This window comes from Pseudomonas sp. MWU349, assembly GCF_017947325.1.
Classification (GTDB): Bacteria; Pseudomonadota; Gammaproteobacteria; order Pseudomonadales; family Pseudomonadaceae; genus Aquipseudomonas; species Aquipseudomonas protegens.
Window position 1 is genome coordinate 589,659 of the sequence record NZ_JAFEVP010000001.1, and the last position, 13,724, is coordinate 603,382.

Annotated in this window: 14 protein-coding genes, 1 tRNA gene and 1 pseudogene; 14 read left to right on the forward strand and 2 right to left on the reverse strand. The window is 61.7% G+C overall.

Annotated elements, in window-relative coordinates; genetic code table 11:
• Window positions 1-478: 478 nt before the first annotated feature.
• A complete protein-coding gene (locus tag KCG88_RS02545) occupies window positions 479-1,234 on the forward strand; it encodes a carbon-nitrogen hydrolase family protein (RefSeq protein ID WP_047287557.1) in 756 nt (251 codons plus the stop codon).
• Window positions 1,234-1,695, forward strand: a complete 462-nt coding sequence (locus tag KCG88_RS02550; RefSeq protein ID WP_047287555.1) for a GNAT family N-acetyltransferase — start codon at window positions 1,234-1,236, stop codon at window positions 1,693-1,695. Before KCG88_RS02545 ends, KCG88_RS02550 begins: the two co-directional genes overlap by 1 nt.
• A gap of 22 nt (window positions 1,696-1,717) precedes the next feature.
• Here the strand turns inward: KCG88_RS02550 and KCG88_RS02555 are convergent, their stop codons facing one another.
• Window positions 1,718-1,948 (reverse strand): DNA-binding protein, encoded by a 231-nt coding sequence (locus KCG88_RS02555; RefSeq protein WP_047287553.1) that lies wholly within the window; start codon window positions 1,946-1,948, stop codon window positions 1,718-1,720.
• Between the two features lie 82 nt (window positions 1,949-2,030).
• Between KCG88_RS02555 and KCG88_RS02560 the strand changes: the two genes are divergently transcribed.
• The 5 genes from KCG88_RS02560 to KCG88_RS02580 all read left to right on the forward strand — a co-directional run bounded on the left by KCG88_RS02560 (window position 2,031) and on the right by KCG88_RS02580 (window position 5,741).
• Complete coding sequence (locus KCG88_RS02560; protein WP_011061842.1) at window positions 2,031-2,393, forward strand: helix-turn-helix transcriptional regulator; 363 nt, start codon at window positions 2,031-2,033, stop codon at window positions 2,391-2,393.
• Between the two features lie 147 nt (window positions 2,394-2,540).
• Window positions 2,541-3,182, forward strand: a complete 642-nt coding sequence (uvrY, locus tag KCG88_RS02565) for a UvrY/SirA/GacA family response regulator transcription factor (RefSeq protein WP_011061841.1) — start codon at window positions 2,541-2,543, stop codon at window positions 3,180-3,182.
• A 1-nt stretch (window position 3,183) separates the two neighbouring features.
• Complete coding sequence (gene uvrC, locus KCG88_RS02570; protein ID WP_047287545.1) at window positions 3,184-5,007, forward strand: excinuclease ABC subunit UvrC; 1,824 nt, start codon at window positions 3,184-3,186, stop codon at window positions 5,005-5,007.
• A gap of 32 nt (window positions 5,008-5,039) precedes the next feature.
• Complete coding sequence (gene pgsA / locus KCG88_RS02575; protein WP_011061839.1) at window positions 5,040-5,600, forward strand: CDP-diacylglycerol--glycerol-3-phosphate 3-phosphatidyltransferase; 561 nt, start codon at window positions 5,040-5,042, stop codon at window positions 5,598-5,600.
• A 65-nt stretch (window positions 5,601-5,665) separates the two neighbouring features.
• A tRNA-Gly gene (locus KCG88_RS02580) sits at window positions 5,666-5,741 on the forward strand.
• Between the two features lie 571 nt (window positions 5,742-6,312).
• Here the strand turns inward: KCG88_RS02580 and KCG88_RS02585 are convergent.
• Window positions 6,313-6,660, reverse strand: coding sequence for a DUF6531 domain-containing protein (locus KCG88_RS02585; protein ID WP_210711669.1), 348 nt, complete (start codon window positions 6,658-6,660; stop codon window positions 6,313-6,315).
• On the opposite strand from KCG88_RS02585, the pseudogene KCG88_RS02590 reads away from it, so the two are divergent.
• From KCG88_RS02590 to KCG88_RS02620, 7 genes and pseudogenes are all read left to right on the forward strand, one after another.
• Window positions 6,661-7,477: pseudogene (locus KCG88_RS02590) on the forward strand (DUF2875 domain-containing protein); the annotation flags it as partial.
• Window positions 7,478-7,532: 55 nt separating this feature from the next.
• Window positions 7,533-9,113 carry a DUF2875 family protein gene (locus tag KCG88_RS02595; RefSeq protein ID WP_282598184.1) on the forward strand — a complete coding sequence of 527 codons (1,581 nt, stop codon included), beginning with the start codon at window positions 7,533-7,535 and terminating at the stop codon, window positions 9,111-9,113.
• An 18-nt stretch (window positions 9,114-9,131) separates the two neighbouring features.
• A complete protein-coding gene (locus tag KCG88_RS02600; RefSeq protein WP_210711670.1) occupies window positions 9,132-9,392 on the forward strand; it encodes a PAAR domain-containing protein in 261 nt (86 codons plus the stop codon).
• 373 nt (window positions 9,393-9,765) lie between these two features.
• Window positions 9,766-10,827 carry a glycosyltransferase family 2 protein gene (locus KCG88_RS02605; RefSeq protein ID WP_210711671.1) on the forward strand — a complete coding sequence of 354 codons (1,062 nt, stop codon included), beginning with the start codon at window positions 9,766-9,768 and terminating at the stop codon, window positions 10,825-10,827.
• Window positions 10,828-10,880: 53 nt separating this feature from the next.
• The gene (locus KCG88_RS02610) at window positions 10,881-11,903 is read left to right on the forward strand and encodes a hypothetical protein (protein ID WP_210711672.1); all 1,023 of its coding nucleotides are present in this window, start codon (window positions 10,881-10,883) and stop codon (window positions 11,901-11,903) included.
• On the forward strand, window positions 11,900-12,634 hold the full coding sequence (locus KCG88_RS02615; protein ID WP_210711673.1) for a hypothetical protein: 735 nt from the start codon (window positions 11,900-11,902) through the stop codon (window positions 12,632-12,634). The genes KCG88_RS02610 and KCG88_RS02615 overlap by 4 nt, the downstream gene beginning before the upstream one ends.
• A complete protein-coding gene (locus KCG88_RS02620) occupies window positions 12,631-13,722 on the forward strand; it encodes a hypothetical protein (protein WP_210711674.1) in 1,092 nt (363 codons plus the stop codon). The genes KCG88_RS02615 and KCG88_RS02620 overlap by 4 nt, the downstream gene beginning before the upstream one ends.
• The last annotated feature ends 2 nt before the right edge of the window (window positions 13,723-13,724 follow it).

Genomic DNA, 13,724 nt, shown 5'->3' on the forward strand with positions numbered 1-13,724 from the left:
CAAAACATGTCGTAGCGGTAATAGGTGGAGTAGTTCATGGAGCAATCCTCAGTAAGTTCGATGTGTCGCTGAAAGTCGTGGTTGAAAATGCAGTGCCGGAAAAAACAAAACCCCCGGTCGGGAGGCCGACCGGGGGTTGAGATTTCTCTGGTAGGCGACCCGTTGGAGTGGGCGCCGGTTGGGTATCAGGCGCGCCAGTGGCTAAACCAATACCCAAAATAAAAGCTGGCCGGAGCCCGAGTGCCGTTGACCCAGGCAGCCGCGACCGAACGCAGTGCGCTGGCAGTGTGGCGGTGCAGGGAAAGGGTCTTGGACAACATGGGTTTCTCCGTAAAGTGGGGGCGAGCTTACTAGAGGCTGGTGCCGGGATTCAATCAGTAATTTCTATCGGCGCAGCACGCGGCGGCTATGGATTAAGCCTGCAAGGGATTTATGCCACACTCGCTACTCCCGACTGTTTGCCCTCCAAGGAATGTTCATGTCCGTAGTGACCCTCGCTGCTGCCCAATCGGTGTCCATCGCGGGCGATTTGCCGGCCAATCTGGCCCGGCATCAGCAGTTGATGCAACTGGCGGCGGCACAGGGCGTGCAGTTGCTGGTGTTTCCCGAACTATCGCTGACCGGCTACGAACTGCAACTGGCGGCCGAACTGGCACTGATGCCGGATGCACCGCAGTTGCGGCCACTGCGGGATCTGGCCCGGGAGCTGGAACTGACGGCGGTGGTGGGAATGCCGATCCGCCTGTCTGTTGACGGGCCGGCGCTGATTGGCGCTCTGGTGCTGGGAGGCGACGGTTCGTTGGCGGTCTACACCAAGCAGCACCTGCATGCAGGAGAAGAGCGCGCTTTTGTCGCAGGCCAGGGCGGCGCCCCTTTGCCTATCGGTGGCGAAACCGTGGCTTTGGCGGTCTGCGCGGATTTCTGCCATGCCAGCCATGTGCAGGCGGCGGCCGATGCCGGCGCCGGGATCTATGCTGCCGGAGTCTTGATCAGCGAAGGTGGCTACGCTGCCGATAGTGCGCTGCTCCAGGGATACGCCCAGGAGCACGGGATGCTGGTGCTGATGGCCAACCACGGCGGCCCCAGCGGTGGTTGGGCCTGCGCCGGACGCAGCGCGGCCTGGGATGCCCGGGGGCAGTTGCTGGGCGCCGTCGAGGGTGTGGGCGAGGCTTTGTTGATTGTCCGGGGTGGTACTGGGCAATGGCAGGCACAGGTGCTGGAGGTGAGCCATTGATGGACGGCTTTTCATTACGTCCGGCGGTTGATTCGGACCTGGCGTTCGCCCGCGACCTGACCCGTTCCACCATGCTCGGCTATTACATTCGCAACGACTTGCTGTGGCAGGACGAAGCCTTCGATGTGGCCTGGGCCGGTCGCAGGAACCTGCTGATCTGCCAGGGTGCACGGGTGCTGGGGTTTGTCAGCCTGAGCCGGGATGCGCAGGCGCTGTATATCCGCGAGTTGCATGTGCTGGAGGCTTTCCGGGGGCAGGGCGCCGGGGCCTGGACGCTGGAACAGGTGCTGGAGCTGGCTCGTCAGGAGCGCCGAGGGTTGTTGCGCCTGACCGTGTTCAAGGGCAATCCCGCACAGCGGCTGTATGAACGGATGGGGTTGCGGGTAGTGGGAGAGGATGATTGCTTCTGGCGCATGGAGCGCTTGTCTGATTCGCTTGCCGGAAGGCTTGGCGACGCCTGAGCGCAACGCCGTTCTGCTGGCTCTATTGTGCGTTGGGATCTATCGCGGGCACATCTTCGAGGATAATGCCGTCCTTCATTCCCAGTAGCACCGCGACCTTGTGTGCTTCCCCTCGTTTGCCTTTCTTGCGGCCTGCCAGTACCTGATAGGTAGTGGCCGGATCAACCCCGTGTTCACGAGCGAATTGTTGAACCGATTTACCTTGATGTTCCAGCCAGGCCTTGGCTTGTGCGGCAGTGCGGATACCGGGCATAGTTCAAAACCGTTCAAATTTGTTCAATGCTTGAAGAGTATGACACCCCCTTGGGGTGTATCAGATGGGATCATACATCCAAATGAGTGGAATCGGTTCGCGGTTGAGGCAGGAGCGAGAACGCCTGGGACTGTCGCAGAAAGTTTTTGGTGAAATAGGCGGGGTTGAAGCCAACGCCCAGGGTAAATATGAAAGCGGTGATCGTGCGCCCAAGGCGGATTATCTGTCCCGGGTGGCGGCAAAAGGGGTGGATGTGCTGTATGTGCTGACCGGCAGCCGGATCCCGATCCAGAGCGGCGGGCTGAGTCAGACCGAGGAAAAGGTCCTGGATTGCTATCGGGCGCTGTTCAAGGAGGATCAGGATGCTATCTGCCGCCTGACCAGTACCCTGGCCGAGCTTTCGGCAAGCCAGGGCGAGAGGCGAAAGGCCCAGGTGCGAGAGTGAGGGGCGCTGGCCTCTTCCGATACGCACGGCGGTTGGACCGTTATTGCCCCCGGATGTTTTTTATATAGCGCTTGTGATTAGGTTTGTACGCCGCTTTTTTGCTAAGGTGTCGGGCAACCTGTAAAGACCATATCGCGAGGTGTCTGCTTGATAAGGGTGCTAGTAGTCGATGACCATGATCTCGTTCGTACGGGCATTACACGAATGTTGGCTGACATCGATGGCCTGCAAGTAGTCGGGCAGGCGGAGTCAGGGGAAGAATCCCTGCTCAAGGCGCGGGAGCTGAAGCCCGATGTGGTCCTGATGGACGTCAAGATGCCAGGCATCGGCGGCCTCGAAGCCACGCGCAAACTGCTGCGCAGTCATCCGGACATCAAGGTCGTGGCGGTCACTGTCTGCGAGGAAGATCCCTTTCCTACCCGTTTGCTGCAAGCGGGCGCGGCGGGCTATCTGACCAAGGGCGCCGGGTTGAACGAAATGGTCCAGGCCATCCGCCTGGTATTTGCCGGCCAGCGCTATATCAGCCCGCAGATCGCTCAGCAATTGGTGTTCAAGTCATTCCAGCCTTCCAGTGATTCACCGTTCGACGCCCTGTCGGAACGGGAGATCCAGATTGCGCTGATGATTGTCGGCTGCCAGAAGGTGCAGATCATCTCCGACAAGCTGTGCCTGTCGCCGAAAACCGTGAATACCTACCGCTATCGCATTTTCGAGAAGCTCTCGATCAGCAGCGATGTCGAGTTGACGCTATTGGCGGTTCGTCACGGCATGGTTGATGCCAGCCTCTGAAATGACCGACCTGTTTGATCCCAGTGCTTTTTTATCTACCTGCAGTGGCCGCCCCGGTGTGTATCGCATGTTCGACAGCGATGCACGCCTGCTTTACGTCGGTAAAGCCAAGAACCTGAAGAACCGGCTCTCCAGCTATTTCCGCAAGACCGGCCAGGCGCCGAAGACCGCCGCCCTGGTGGCGCGTATCGCGCAGATCGAAACCACCATCACCGCCAATGAAACCGAAGCGCTGCTGCTGGAGCAGACGCTGATCAAGGAATGGCGGCCGCCGTACAACATTCTCCTGCGCGACGATAAGTCCTACCCCTACGTGTTTCTTTCGGACGGCGACTTTCCGCGTTTCAGCATCCATCGCGGGGCGAAGAAGCAGAAGGGCAAGTATTTCGGCCCTTATCCCAGCGCCGGCGCCATCCGCGAGAGCCTCAGCCTGTTGCAGAAGACCTTCATGGTCCGCCAGTGCGAGGACAGCTACTACAAGAACCGTACGCGGCCCTGCCTGCAGTACCAGATCAAACGCTGCAAGGCGCCCTGCGTCGGCCTGGTGGAGCCTGAGGTCTATGCCGAGGACGTGCGCCACTCGGTGATGTTCCTGGAAGGGCGCAGCAATGCCCTGACCGACGAGCTCTCCACCGCCATGGAGGCCGCCGCCAGCACCCTGGATTTCGAAAAGGCCGCTGAACTGCGGGACCAGATCTCCCTCCTGCGTCGGGTCCAGGACCAGCAGAGCATGGAAGGTGGCACGGGCGATGTGGATGTGGTGGCGGCCTTCGTCAACCCGGGCGGCGCCTGTGTGCACCTGATCAGCGTGCGCGGCGGCCGGGTACTGGGCAGCAAGAACTTCTTTCCCCAGGTGGGTATCGAGGAAGACGTGGCCGAAGTCATGTCGGCGTTCCTCGGCCAGTATTTTGTCAGCAGCCCGGAGCGCGACCTGCCTTCCGAGTTGATCGTCAACGTGGTCCATGAGGACTTCCCGACTCTGATCGCCGCCATTGACGAGCTGCGTGGGCGCGAGTTGACCATCAGCCACCGGGTACGCGGCACCCGCGCCCGCTGGCAGCAACTGGCGGTAACCAACGCCGAGCAGGCCCTGAGCGCGCGCCTAGCCAACCGCCAGCACGTGGCCGCACGTTTCGAAGCCCTGGCCGAGGTGCTGAACCTGGACGAGCCGCCGCAGCGCCTGGAGTGCTACGACATCAGCCATTCCAGCGGCGAGGCCACCGTAGCCTCCTGCGTGGTATTCGGGCCGGAAGGGCCGCTGAAGTCCGACTACCGGCGCTACAACATCGAAGGCGTGACCGCCGGCGACGACTACGCCGCGATGCACCAGGCCCTGACCCGGCGCTTCAGCAAGCTCAAGGACGGTGAGGGCAAGTTGCCGGACATCCTTCTGGTGGACGGCGGCAAGGGCCAGTTGTCCATGGCTCGGGATGTACTCAACGAACTGGCGGTGCCGGACCTGATCCTGCTCGGCGTGGCCAAGGGCGCGACCCGCAAGGCCGGTTTCGAAACCCTGTACCTGAACGACGCGGCCCACGAATTCACCCTCAAGGGTGACTCGCCGGCGCTGCACCTGATCCAGCAAATCCGCGATGAAGCTCATCGCTTCGCGATCACCGGTCACCGCGCACGGCGTGGCAAGACCCGGCGTACCTCGACCCTCGAAGGGGTGGCGGGTGTCGGGCCGAAGCGTCGGCGGGACCTTCTCAAACATTTTGGTGGATTGCAGGAACTGTCCCGTGCAAGCATCGACGAGATTGCCAAAGCACCGGGAATCAGTAAAAAGCTCGCGGAGTTGATTTATGCAAACCTGCACAGCGAGTAGAATGCCCAATCACCTCGTAGCCAGTTGTGCCGATGAATATCCCTAATCTGATCACCGTTCTGCGCGTCCTGCTCATCCCGATTTTCATTTTGCTGTTCTATTTGCCCTATAGCTGGAGCTACATGGCCGCCAGTTCAGTCTTTGCCTTCGCGGCCGCCACCGACTGGCTGGACGGCTACCTGGCGCGGCGCCTGCAGCAGAGCACGCCGTTCGGTGCGTTCCTCGACCCGGTGGCCGACAAGCTGATGGTGGCGGTGGCGCTGGTGCTGCTGGTGCAGGAGCATCACAACCTGTGGCTGACCTTGCCCGCCGCGGTGATCATCGGTCGTGAAATCGTCATCTCGGCGTTGCGCGAGTGGATGGCCGAGCTCGGCGCCCGCGCGCAGGTGGCGGTATCGAACATGGGCAAGTGGAAAACGGCGGCGCAAATGCTGGCGCTGGTGATTTTGCTGGCCAATCCCTCGGACTTCAGTTTCTGGGTGCTGGTGGGTTACGCCTTGCTGTTGGCGGCAGCGGGCCTGACCTTGTGGTCCATGCTGCAGTATCTGCGGGCCGCCTGGCCGCACCTGAAAACTGACAACGAGAAAAAATAAGTTTTTTTGAATCAAAGGCTTGACGCGCATTCGGATTTCTATAGAATGCGCAACACCAAGACGTTGCGGGAATAGCTCAGTTGGTAGAGCACGACCTTGCCAAGGTCGGGGTCGCGAGTTCGAGTCTCGTTTCCCGCTCCAAACATAGCGCTGCAGAGTTCCACGAATTCTGCAGCGATCGAAAAAAGGACCTTAGGGTCCTTTTTTCGTTTCTGCGGGTTTCACTGATATCCAGCACCATTCAGCGCTTTCAAATCCAGGAATTGAGTCCTTCTCAAAAGGCTTGAATCCGGGCAGCGCTGAATCGGTTCGTTGCTGGAGCGGTGAGCATCGAGACAAGTATCCAGCCCTTGCCTCGGTTCCAGGGCTCATGATGGCGTTCTGGAATATGGCTGCTCGGCAGGCACGGATTACCGTCCTGATTATTCTCTAGGTGATATCGACGGGCTCGCGCGCAATGTGGCGGCTTGTGGTGGACCGCCCCCGCCCCATACGCCCTTTCCAGCCTCAAACTGAGGTACTTTCGAAGGCCTCATGACCGACGCCGTCCAGGTGACGGTGACAACGCGTTCAGTTGCAAAACACTTCAATTCTTGCTGTCCCACACCAGGTGCATTTCGAAACTGCCATCGTCGGCCCATTCATGGATGGCGCGAGGATCGGGACCTTCGCCTTGCCAGAGCAGTATGGGGGCACTGCCCCGAAGCTTGATCTATACAGGCAGGAATCGCTTCCCATCGCGTCGATAGGTTTCCCGACGATCAAGGCTGAGGCACAGAGCGATCTGCCTGTCGCTGATGCTAATCAGCGTCAGGTTCTCCACTCGATCACCCTGGTCTTCACCCACGTTGAGCAGTGAGTAGTCGAAACGACGCCCATCGGCCGCGCGGTAGCGCAAACCTTCGCTCACAAGGTCCAGGCGCGTGATCCAGCGTGCGCCCAGTTCATCGTCATAGTGGGTACTCAGGTTGGAGCGGTAGGTCCGGGTCCAGTTGATGGGGAAGGGCCGAGCTACCGCCTGCGCGTCGGTGTCTATTCGTTGAAGCAGTGCAAGGATCAACGCCAGCCTGACAAGCTCACCGACGCAATGGTCGCCCTGGTCGTCGGCCGCCCCGAACGTGTCGAATGGCTGCGTTATTACGCCCCCTTCACCAAGGTCAACAAGAACAAGATCGATCCCGAGTTCACCGGTTGGGGTTGGCGTAAACCTGCTGTCGAGTTTCAGCCTTCGGAATTCATCCCGCAACCCTGGACCGAACGCGCCTTTGAACAGTGGGACGCCTTACCAGTGTTGGCCAGGATCCATCGTCCGGTCAGTGTTTCCCTGCAACGCCCGGACAACGGCGAGCGTCTCAAGCGCGAAGCCTTGACCGCTCAATTGACTGCTGGCTGGAAAAAAGCCACTGATGCCGTTACCCCAGCACCAGCCCGGGTGTTCTACGACGGCGGTCTGAACAGCACGCCACTGGCCGAATTGCTTCCTGCGCTGACGGCTGCCCGCAGTTCCCTGGATCTGCTCGACTCCCGCGAGGGTTACGACCTGACCCAGCGTTTGGGCGATACCGGTGCTGCCTCGCCGTTCGTGGGTATCGCGCTGGCCACCATGGCCAGCTACCAGAATGCCGATACCAGTGTGGTCATGCCTTTGCGTCGTAAAGATCAAGCGACCCTTATCACCATCAGCTCGCCGACACCTGGGCAAAAGCCCGTTGGCAACAAATTTGGCATCAACCTGATGCCCCAAACTGCCAGCAATGACGACGGCGCCTCGGTAAAACCTGCAACGGCTGCTCCTGCAACATCGCGGATGCCGATTGTGGAAGAGGACTACACGCTGGAAAATGCGGCCGAAGGACAATTGGATGGATGATCTCTAGCGCTGGCTGATCAAGCCGCGCTGAAGATCCGGGTCAAAGGAAGAGGGCTGTTTCGATGCACCGCATATTGTTGTTGATGGGCTGCCTGTTGTTACTCAATCACGGTGTTCAAGCTGCTGAGCAGCCCCTGGCCTCTGGACGTTGCTTTGCCAGTCAGGCCACGGCCGTGACCGCCTACACCTCAGCCAGGAAGGCTTCTACCATGACCGTTGAACCTCGTTACCGTGCTCCCACTACGTCGCCGCGATTGGAGACCCTGGATGTGCTCAGCATCGGCGTGAGCCTGGATGTGTTCAGGCAGGGACAGATTTGGAGCGAATTGCAGGTAAAAAACTTAAAACAAGAGGAAGCACTACATGTAGGTAGCATTCTGCCTATGGACCCGAAGAAGTATCCAATAACCGCCGATGATAAGGATATGGCCTATGAAAAGCGGGAAACAGATGCACTGGAGCTGGGATTAAGGGATTTTTTAGAGAAGTGGCCGATTCCCACTCTTACTGTGGTTTCAGGTTGGAATCCTAAAACTCCGAACCTTCGTTTTACACCTGAAAGAACCCGGAACAGCTTATCTGTCATGGTTAATGACATGCGAACTCCTGCAGGTCTTCATTGGCATCGCATTCGTAACCTGCAGGACGGCATCATCTGCAATGACACTCCTGAAGCCTTGCTGGAAAACCTATTCCAACTGTTCGAGCGTAACCCTGACCTTCCTGCTGTATTGGTTTACACCAATGAAAGTTTCAGCATGTCCTATGCGCTTTCTGCCAAAAAAGCCCCATTGATTGGTGGGCCAGGGCCACGTAAGCCAGGTGAACTCACCGATTCAATGGTCGCCCTGGTTGTTGGCCGCCCCGAACGTGTCGAATGGCTGCGCTATTACGCCCCTTTCACCAAGGTCAACAAGAACAAGATCGATCCCGAATTCACCGGTTGGGGCTGGCGTAAACCTGCTGTCGAATTCCAACCTTCGGAGTTCATCCCGCAACCCTGGACCGAGCGCGCCTTTGAACAATGGGACGCCTTGCCGGTGCTGGCCAGGATCCATCGCCCGGTCAGCGTTTCCTTGCAGCGTCCGGACAACGGCGAGCGCTTCAAACGCGAAGCCTTGACTACACAACTGGCCGCTGGATGGAAAAAAGCCACTGACACAGTTACACCAGCACCAGCCCGGGTGTTCTACGACGGCGGCCTGAACAGCACGCCACTGGCCGAATTGCTTCCTGCGCTGACGGCTGCCCGCAGTTCCCTGGATCTGCTCGATTCCCGCGAGGGGTACGACCTGACCCAGCGCCTGGGCGATACCGGTGCTGCCTCGCCGTTCGTGGGTATTGCGCTGGCCACCATGGCCAGCTACCAGAATGCCGATACCAGCGTGGTCATGCCTCTGCGTCGTAAGGACCAGGCAACGATCATCACCATCACTTCACCGACACCCGGAAAGAAGCCGCTCGACAACAGGTTCGGCGTCAACCTGATGCCGCAAACTGCCAGCAATGACGACGGCGCCTCGGTAAAACCTGCAACGGCTGCTCCTGCAACATCGCGGATGCCGATTGTGAAAGAGGACTACACGCAGGAAGAGTTTCTGGCTGAGCTAAAGCCGAAGAAAAACGAGATGGATGACTTTTAAGGTCGCAAAGGAGTGGACATGGATATTATTCGGCTTGGGGACAGTACCAGTCATGGCGGTACTGTTATTGAGGCGTTCAGCCAAACCGAGTTGAACGGTAAACCCATGGCGGGTGTCGGGCACAAGGTGGTGTGCCCGTTGTGCAAAGGGGTGTTTCCTATTTCAGAAGGCAGTGCGCTGTTGGATGTCGGTGGTATTGCAGTGGCCCTTGACGGTATGAAGACCGCGTGTGGCGCCAGCTTGATCGCTAGCGGCCCCAACGCAAGCGCGAGGTGTTAGTCAGGTAGCGAATTTGCTGTCGCCCGGGAGCCTGTCACGTCGTCGGGCAGTTGCCTTTTTTCAGCGACAGCTTCAATTATCCATATAGGTGCCAAGGACTTGATGTTCGATGGGAAAGGACCCGGCACGAGGCCTTTCTTCGTTATCCGGGCAGATTTCGGCAGCTGTGTGGCGTGCGCCTGCCTGGGCTTTTGAAGAATCCGGGGCCTCGAACCGCTGCAAGGTGAACCGGCTGCGTGGGCCATCACACCGGGCGCACTTGGTGTTTGAATAATCCCCGGAATAATGCTGTGATTGCGCCCGTCACGCCCCCCGGCGGCCCTGCTTTTTTCAGAGACACCGCGAAATGGATAGCCAAGAAACGACAGCCAGGATGTCGCAGTTGCCTCCCGGCGATGACCTGTTCACGCGCCTGCAAGGGATTGCTGCCCAGACCGCACTGGTGTTGGAAACCAACAATCTGCGCGGCGGCAAGAATGCAGGCGAAGCCTTGGGCAGCCTCCAGCGGCTGATTGCCCGGCTGGCCCTGCAAAGTCTGGCGCCCCGGGCTTTTGCCCAGTGGATCATCACCCATGACGGCCTCGACCTTGAGGCGCGTCAGGCGCTGTGCAGCCTGGCCGGCTGTGCGCTGGAGTTCATCGAGATCGATGCCGGCACCGGTTACTACGATGCCAAGAATGTCGGTTTCGATGGCATCGACCAGGCGCGCTGCCAGTACGTGGTATTTGCCGATGCCGACTGCCTGCCCGATGCCCGTTGGCTGGAAGAGTTGCTGCTGCCCTTTGTGCAACCCCAGGCGCCCGTGGCGGTGGCCGGGCGCACCAGCTACGCGCCGAGCGTCGCCGGCAGCGCGCTGACTGCCATCGACTTCATGTATTTCCCCAGCCCCTTGCGCCACGGCGCCACACGTAACTTCTACGCCAACAACGTGGCTTTTCGCTGTGCCACCTTCGAGCAGTATCGCTACGAGCCCCTGGATGGCATCTATCGTGCCCATTGCCAGGTCATGGGCCTGCGCCTGCAAGCGGCGGGGGTGGCGGTGGCCTATGCGCCGGCGGCACACACCGAGCACCGGCTGCCCGACAGCCAGGGCGAAGTGTTCAAGCTGCGCTGGCTCAGGGGCGGCGACAGCGTCGGCCTGACCCCGTACCTGGTGCGCGCCTACCTGCCGGGCTGGCTGCAATGGCTCGGGCGCAGTGGGCCGCTGGGGCCTTTGTGCGTGATGGTCGGGCGCCTGGGCTACAGCCTGCGGGCCCTCAACCACCAGGACCTGCCGCCCCTGCACGGAGCCCGGCGCCTGGGGGCCATGGCCATGGTCACTGCCATCTCGTTGCTCGACACTGCCGGCGCCGTGGTGCGTGGCTGCGGGCTGTCCATCGGCCGCTCCAGTGCCCGGCACAGTGAAGCGTTGTCTTACCACCGCAACCTGGATTGATCCGCGTCGCGCCGCATCGTCGCACGCCGTTCGCGTGCCCAGAGGAAGTCCCCATGCAGAACCCTTCGCTCGCCTCATTCGGCCGTTCCCTGGCGTGCCTGGCCTTGCTGGCATTCGGTGGCCAGGCCCAGGCCGCTCCCAGCGAGTTCGCCGGTCGCGGGGTGTACCACTTCGCTTCGGACAGTGGCTGCGCCACGTTCGCCTCCAGCAACCTCGACTGCAACCGCATTGCCCTGGACGTGAGTGATGCGCGGGCCAGTGTCGACCGGCAAACCCACGCCATCGTCATCGACGCCGACAGCAACCACGACAGCAAGACCGTGATCGGCGACATTCTGCTGCACGGCAGCGGCATCGCCAGCGACGGCCAGCGTGTGCCCCTGAGCCTGCAGGTGCTGCTGCGCCGTTCGGGCAAGGTGTGGAAATCCGATACCTATGTGCACGCACCGGTGCGTGGCAAGTTCCGTGACATCAGCCTCGATCCCTATCAGATCAGCGTCCGTGAAGGCACCCGTGAGCGCGTGCTGTTCAGCCCCGAACAGGCGCGCAACGTATTGGCCCAGCCGTCGATCGCGGCGCGCCTGGCCAGTTATTTCGTGGTGGTGCGCCCCAGCGATGCGCAGCACCCGACAGCGGGCGACATCACCATCGGCCTGGGCGTCGGCCGAGTGTCGAAGTCGCTGATGCGTGCCAGCTTCAGTACCAGGCAGCCGGGCAGCGAAGCGCTGGAGCAGGTGCTGCAGCAGGGCACCTGGAACCTCGACCTGCAGGCCCTGAGCGGGCAGATCCCGCTGTGGGTGGTGCAGCGCCAGCTGTTTGTCTTTGCGCTGGAGGACAGCCCGTTGCTCAGGGAGGTGCGTCAGCGGGGCTTGAACAAGGGCGACAGCCTGGAGCTGGGCGCGGTCAACGGCCAGGGTTACCTGCGCTACAACGGCCAGGAGGAGAGCTTTCCCGGCGCTGCGGCCAGCGGCACGGCCTTCATGCGTGACAGCTTTATCGGCCTGATCCTGGCCTGGCAGCGCCATTCGCACGGGGCCAGGACGGCCACCACCAGCGCCGCGCAGCCCGCGCAATGAATGCGGGGCCAGCGGTTGCCGGCGAGGCCAACTTCGACTGCCTGAGCATGCCCCGGCCCCAGGGCCTGGGGGCGCTGCAGGCGCGGCTGGTGGACCGCATCAAGCGCGCCGCCTTGTTGCGCCTGCACCGCAGCCCGCGAGGCGAACGCCTGCTGTTGCGCATGTACCTGGCCGGTGAAGACGCCACCGAGCGTGCGTTGCTCGATGAGTTGTTGCCGCAGTCGCCACCCTGGCTCGAACGGCAGGTAGCACAGCACCTGGCCGATGAGCAGCGCCACGTGACCCTGTTTTCCGAGGCCCTGCGCGAGCGGGGCGACGACGCTCAAGCCCGCCTGGAACCGGACTGGCTGAGCCGGCGCAAGATCCAGCGCTGGCAGCGCCTGGCCCGTCGTTATGCGGGGCATTTCGAACAGGGCCTGCTGGTGCCGGCCTATGCCACCGGGCTGTGTGCCGAGCAGATGGCCGAGCGGGTATTGACTCGCCATTGTGCGGTGCTGGATGCCGGGCATGGCTTGTATCCGCTGCTGGCGCGGGTGCTGGCCGACGAGAAAGCCCACGTGCGCCTGTGCGAGAACACCTTGCGGCGCATCGTGGCGCCCCATGAGGCGGGGCATCTGGCGCGCCTGCTCAAGGACATTCGCCGCGTCGATGCGAGTTTTGGCGTGACCGGTGCCCTGGCGATGTATGGTGCCGGCTGGCTGCTCGGTGGTCGGGGCCGAGCGGGGCGATGAGTGCACGGATTCTTTACCTGGCGACCGCCGATGCCCGCGGGCACCTGATGCGCGCCCAACTGCTGGTACATGCCTTGCGTGCGGCCGGGGCCGAGGTCGAGGTGCTGACCACCTCGCAGCAGGGGCAGGACTTTTTGCAGCGCTTCGGCATTGCGGCGCAGATTCTCTCGCTGCATTACGCGGTGCAGTTCGACAACCAGCAGAACATGCTGCGCCAGGCCACCAACCGCAATGTCGCCCACTACCTGTTCCGCCCCGGGCGCATGCTGCGGGACATCCTCCAACTGCGGCGCCGGCTACGCCGCGTGGACCTGGTGATCAACGACTCCTTCCACCCGGCGCTGCTCTACATGGGCATGCTGCCGGGCTGGCGGCGCCAGGTGGTGCACGTGTACGGGGCCAGCCTCAAGGTGGCGCTGCTGAACAACTTTGCCGGCATGTGGCCGCGCCAGTTCGGGCGCCTGTTCGGCTGGATTGTCGGGCGCCAGATCGATACGGCGCGGGCGCGCATCGAGCACGATTTCGCCTATGAAGTCGACGATACCCAGGCCCCGGCACTGTATCGCCTGCCGACCCCGGTGGCCCTGGCCCAAGCCTTGCCGGAACAGGCCGCCGTGGGCGCCGCGGTGTACCTCAACCCGCATTTTCGTGAGCCCGAGCTGGCCGATGCCTTGAGCCGTGGCCTGGAGGATGCCGGCCTGGACGCCCACCGCGTGGGCGAGGGGTATGCCGGGCGCAGTGGCTGGCTGCAGGTCGATCCGCTCTGGGCCAGCCGCGCTGCCCGGGCGCAACTCCTGGTCTCGGCGCCGGGCATGGCGGCGCTGTCCATCGCCCAGGTCTACCAGCGGCCGATCATCCTGGTGGTGAGCGACCAGCCGGAACAGACCAGCAACGCCGCCCGAGCCCGGCAATTGCAGTTGCTGCACCGGGTGGTGACCTGGCGCGGCGACCCTGCCGATTTTCGCCGTCAGGTGGCCGAGGCGGCGCGACAATTGAGCGTGGCGGCGCCAGCGCCGGACGTGATTTCGGGCAACCAGCGGGCCCAGGCACGGATCGATGCCTGGGCCAGCCGCTTGCTCGGCTTGTGAGG